This is a genomic window from Streptomyces sp. 13-12-16 (assembly GCF_002114215.1).
Taxonomy (GTDB): domain Bacteria; phylum Actinomycetota; class Actinomycetes; order Streptomycetales; family Streptomycetaceae; genus Streptomyces.
Map to the genome: position 1 here is coordinate 1 of NZ_NCTE01000665.1, position 4,242 is coordinate 4,242.

Consider the following 4,242-nt stretch of genomic DNA (forward strand, 5'->3'; position numbering starts at 1 on the left):
GCCCGGTGCCGCGCCGGGTGGCGGCCCTGCTCGGGCCCGCTCCGGCGGTGCGCCGCCTGCCGTCGCTGTTCACCCTGGTCGGCCTGGCGGTGTGGGGCGCCGCCGCGGGGACCGCCGTCTCCGCGATGTCGTCCGCGAACTCCGCCGTGACGATGGTCCTCATCCTGTACGCGGCCACGCCCCTGTGACCCCGCGGCGGGCCGGCCGCCGCGGGACCGGGGCCGCTCAGAGGTCGAACTCGTGCGGGGGCAGGTCGAGGGCGTAGCACGCCTCGCGGACCACGGCCCGCTCGTCCTTGTCGAAGTCGCCGTCGGCGCCGCCGATGACGATGCCGATCTGGATGACCGCCCGCGCCTCGGCGGGCTTCCTCCTCGCCTTGGCGATCTCCTGCATGACGCTCACCTTGCCGAAGGCGAAGTCGGCGGTCAGCTTGCCGATGTTGTCCTCGAAACGGCGGCGCAGGTCGTCGGCGGGGAAGTTCTGCAGCACCTCGTTGGCGGCGATGAGCTGGGCCACGCGCTGCCGCTCGGACGGATCGACGCTGCCGTCGGCCGCCGCCACCAGGGCGCACATCGCCATGCTCGCGTCGCGGAAGGCGCCGCTCTTCAGATCGTTCTTCCTGGCCGTCAACTGGGTCTGCATCGTCGACGCGGACTCCTTGAGGCGGTCCCACAGGGCCATGAGCACTCCGTACGGGTCGGGAGGCGCCCGGACCGAAGTCGCCGGGCGCCGTAACTTCTACAGTAATGTAGAAGTTACTCCTCCTCTTCCTCGCCCTCGAAGAAGTCCCCGACCTCGTCCACGACCTCCGCCGCGACCATGCCCCCGACCACGCCGACCGCCAGGCCCGCGGCGCCCGCGGCGACGGCGGTGCCCACACCGGGACCGGAGCGGTGGTGGTCGTCGTGGGAGTCGTAGGAGCCGTGGGAGTCGTAGGAACCGTGGGGGACGGGGGAGCCGTGGGGCGCCCGCCGCTCGACCAGCTCGCGCATCCAGCCGTCGACCTCGGCGGTCCAGTCGCGGGAGTCGTGAAGGCCGACGGTGAACCTGGTCAGCGCGTCGTGGCCGCCGGAGAGGAGGCCGCCGCGCCTGTCGGCCTCCAGGACGACCTCCATGCCGCCCGGACCTGCCAGGAAGGTCACCTCGACCTCGTTCACCCGGTCCGCGTATTCCGGCGACGGGACGATCTCGATCTCCTGGTAGAAGGGCAGTTGCTGCCCCGTGCCGCCGATGCGCCCGTACTCCAGGTCGGCCGACCTGAAACCGAAGCCGAGCCGGCCGAACGCCTCCAGGACCGCCTCCTGCACGGGCAGCGGACCGACGGTCAGCGGGTCCAGGTCCCCCTTGTCCTTCGCCCCCGCCACCGACAGCTCGGTGCGCACGCCGAGCACGATGCCCAGCGGTTGTCCGTACAGCTCGGTGACCGGGGTCTCCCACGGCAGCGGCACGCTGAACGGCACCTCGCGCTCCTCGCCCTCGGCGAGCCGGAAGCCGCCGCCGACCGTGAACCGTTCGAAGGCGACGGAGCCCTCCCGTTCGCCTTCCTCGTGCTCGGCCTCGACCCGCGCCACCAGCTCCAGCGTGATGCCCTCGATGTCGAAACCGGCCTGTCCGCCCTTGAGGCGGACCCGGCCGGTGAGCGCGCCGCCGGGCCGGACCGGGCCGGGGTCGAGCACCGTGTCGACGGTGGGGCCGCCCACGCCGAGCGAGCCGAGCAGTCGTTTGAACACCATGGTGGCGTCCACTCCTTAGATGTGCGTGTGTTCCGTGAAGGGGGTGCCGCCCGCGGGGCGGCCCGCGATATAACTTCTACAAGCGAGTAGAAGCATAGGGGATCGATCCGAGGGGACTTTGCGTTTCCTTTACAGTTGGTGCGGGGCGGGACATCCCGCTCCCACCCGTGCCGTCCCGGGCGTCCGGGAACACCGCCGCGGCCGGGATCGTTATGTCTTCGCACACCCACAGAAGGAGCACGTACGTGTCCGCCAGACCGACGGACCCCCCGGGGCACAGTCCCCGACCATCCCGCCAGGCATTCCCTGAGCACGGCACACGGCGGGATGGTGTTCGATGAGTGCCGCGAACGCTCTCCTGGGCCTGCTGGCCGTCTTCGTCCTGACCGCCGGCACCGGATACTTCGTCGCCCAGGAGTTCGCCTACGTCTCCGCCGACCGCCTCGCCCTGGCGCGCGAGGCCGAGTCCGGGGACCGCAAGGCCGCCCGCGCCCTGACGGTGCTGGAGCGGCTGTCCTTCATGCTGTCGGGCGCGCAGCTCGGCATCACCGTGACCGGACTGGTCGTCGGCTTCATCGCCGAGCCCTCGGTGTCCGCCCTGCTGAGGCCCGCCCTGTCGGGCCTGGGCCTGCCCGACGCGGCCGTGAGCGGCATCGCGGTCGTGCTGGCCTTCGTGCTGGCCACGGTCGTACAGATGGTGCTGGGCGAGCTGGCCCCGAAGAACCTGGCCATCGCCGTGCCGGAGCGGCTGGCGAAGGCGCTGGCCGGCTCCACGCTGGCCTACCTGAAGGTCGTCGGCCCCCTCGTGCGCGTCTTCGACGGGGCGGCGAACGGGCTGCTGCACCGGGTCGGCATCGAACCGGTGGAGGAGCTGCACCACGGCGCCACCCTGGAGGAGCTGGGCCACCTGATCGGCGAGTCCCACGAACAGGGCGCGCTGCCCGAGGACACCGCCGTGCTGCTCGACCACGCCCTGGAGTTCTCCGACCGGACGCTGGACGAGGTGATGGTGCCCCGCGTGGACGCCGTCTTCGTCCGCGAGGACGCCACCGCCGCCGAGGCGGTCGACCTCATCGCCAAGTACGGCCACTCCAACTACCCCGTCCTCGGCGACCACCCCGACGACGTCGGCGGCGTCCTCGGCGTGGCCGAGCTGATGCGCCTGCCCGCGGACCGGCTGACGGGCACCACGGCCGGCGCCCTCGCCCGGCGCCCGCTGCTGCTGCCCGACACCCTCCCGCTGCCCGACGCCGTGACCCAGATGAGGGAGCGGGGCGACGAGTTCGCGGTCGTCCTGGACGAGCACGGCGGCGTGGCCGGCATCGTCACCTACGAGGACATCGCCGAGGAACTCGTCGGCGACATCGCGGACGAGACCGACACCGTCACCCGGATCGCCGTCGCGGACGGTGACGGCTGGCTGGTGGACGCGGGCCGTCGGCTGGACGAGGTGGCCGAGGCCACCGGCGTGGAACTGCCCGAGGAGGAGGACTACGACACCGTGGCCGGCCTGGTCGTCGACCGGCTCGGCCGCTTCCCCGCCATCGGGGACCGGCTCACGGTCGGGCTGCCCGACGGGGGCAGCGCGGTGATCGACGTACACACCCTCGACCGGCACGTACCCGACCGGGTACGGATCCGGCGGCAGGCCCCTGAGACGGAGGAGCAGGTATGAGTTTCCCGATGGCGCTCTTCGTCACCGTGCTGCTGCTGATCGGCAGCGGGTTCTTCGTGGCCGCCGAGTTCGCGCTGGTCGCCGCCAAGCGGCACCGCATGGAGAAGGCCGCGGCCGAGGGCCGGTCGGGCGCCAGGGCGGCCCTGGCCGGTATGCGCGAGCTGTCCCTGATGCTGGCCGGCGCCCAGCTGGGCATCACCGTGTGCACCCTGGGCCTGGGCTCGGTGTCCAAGCCCGCGATCTCCCACGAACTCGACCCGCTGCTGCACGAGCTGGGCCTGCCCAGCGCGCTCAGCTACGGCGTCGCCTTCGCCGTCGCCATGATCGTGGTCGTGTTCCTGCACATGGTGGTCGGCGAGATGGCCCCCAAGTCGTGGGCCATCGCCCATCCCGAGCGGTCCGCGATGCTGCTGTCGCCGCCCTTCCGGGCCGTGGTGAAGGCCGTACGCCCGCTGATCTCGGTGCTGAACAGGATGAGCAACGCCCTCGTACGGCTGTGCCGGGTCACCCCGCGCGACGAGCTGGCCTCCGTCCACAACCGGGAGCAGCTCACCCATCTGGTGGCGGAGTCCGAGCGGCTCGGCCTGATCAGTGAGACGGACTCGGAGCTGCTGACGCGTTCGCTGACCGAACCTCAGACCCCGGTGCGGGAGCTGCAGGTACCGGCGTCCGAGATCGTCTCGGTGGACGGCGACGCCGGCGTCGACGAGATCCTGCGCGTCGCCGCGGAGCGCGACCGCACCCGGCTCCTGGTCCGCGAGCACGGCACGGTCCTCGGCGCGGTGCACGCCCGGGACGCCGTGGTGGCCCGCGCCCGGGGACGGGCGGCCGGCG

General features: G+C 72.2%; 4 protein-coding genes and 1 pseudogene. 3 read left to right on the top strand and 2 right to left on the bottom strand.

The window, feature by feature from the left end:
* Positions 1 to 188 (top strand): annotated as a pseudogene (locus B7767_RS25515) (M56 family peptidase); the annotation flags it as partial.
* Between the two features lie 37 nt (positions 189 to 225).
* On the opposite strand, the gene B7767_RS25520 reads toward B7767_RS25515, so the two are convergent.
* Positions 226 to 681, bottom strand: a complete 456-nt coding sequence (locus B7767_RS25520) for a tellurite resistance TerB family protein (RefSeq protein WP_085574248.1) — start codon at positions 679 to 681, stop codon at positions 226 to 228.
* 74 nt (positions 682 to 755) lie between these two features.
* Positions 756 to 1,733: a sporulation protein gene (locus B7767_RS25525; RefSeq protein ID WP_085574249.1), complete on the bottom strand. Its 978-nt coding sequence runs from the start codon at positions 1,731 to 1,733 to the stop codon at positions 756 to 758.
* Between the two features lie 337 nt (positions 1,734 to 2,070).
* Between B7767_RS25525 and B7767_RS25530 the strand changes: the two genes are divergently transcribed.
* Together B7767_RS25530 and B7767_RS25535 are read left to right on the top strand one after the other, a co-directional pair.
* The gene (locus B7767_RS25530) at positions 2,071 to 3,408 is read left to right on the top strand and encodes a hemolysin family protein (protein ID WP_085574250.1); all 1,338 of its coding nucleotides are present in this window, start codon (positions 2,071 to 2,073) and stop codon (positions 3,406 to 3,408) included.
* The coding region (locus B7767_RS25535; protein ID WP_085574251.1) for a hemolysin family protein at positions 3,405 to 4,242 on the top strand (838 nt) is incomplete at its 3' end. The genes B7767_RS25530 and B7767_RS25535, both read left to right, overlap by 4 nt.

Coding starts and splice junctions, on each gene's coding strand:
- B7767_RS25525 (WP_085574249.1), bottom strand. CDS start 1,733: ATGGTGTTCAAACGACTGCTCGGCTCGCTCGGCGTGGGCGGCCCCACC.
- B7767_RS25530 (WP_085574250.1), top strand. CDS start 2,071: ATGAGTGCCGCGAACGCTCTCCTGGGCCTGCTGGCCGTCTTCGTCCTG.
- B7767_RS25520 (WP_085574248.1), bottom strand. CDS start 681: ATGGCCCTGTGGGACCGCCTCAAGGAGTCCGCGTCGACGATGCAGACC.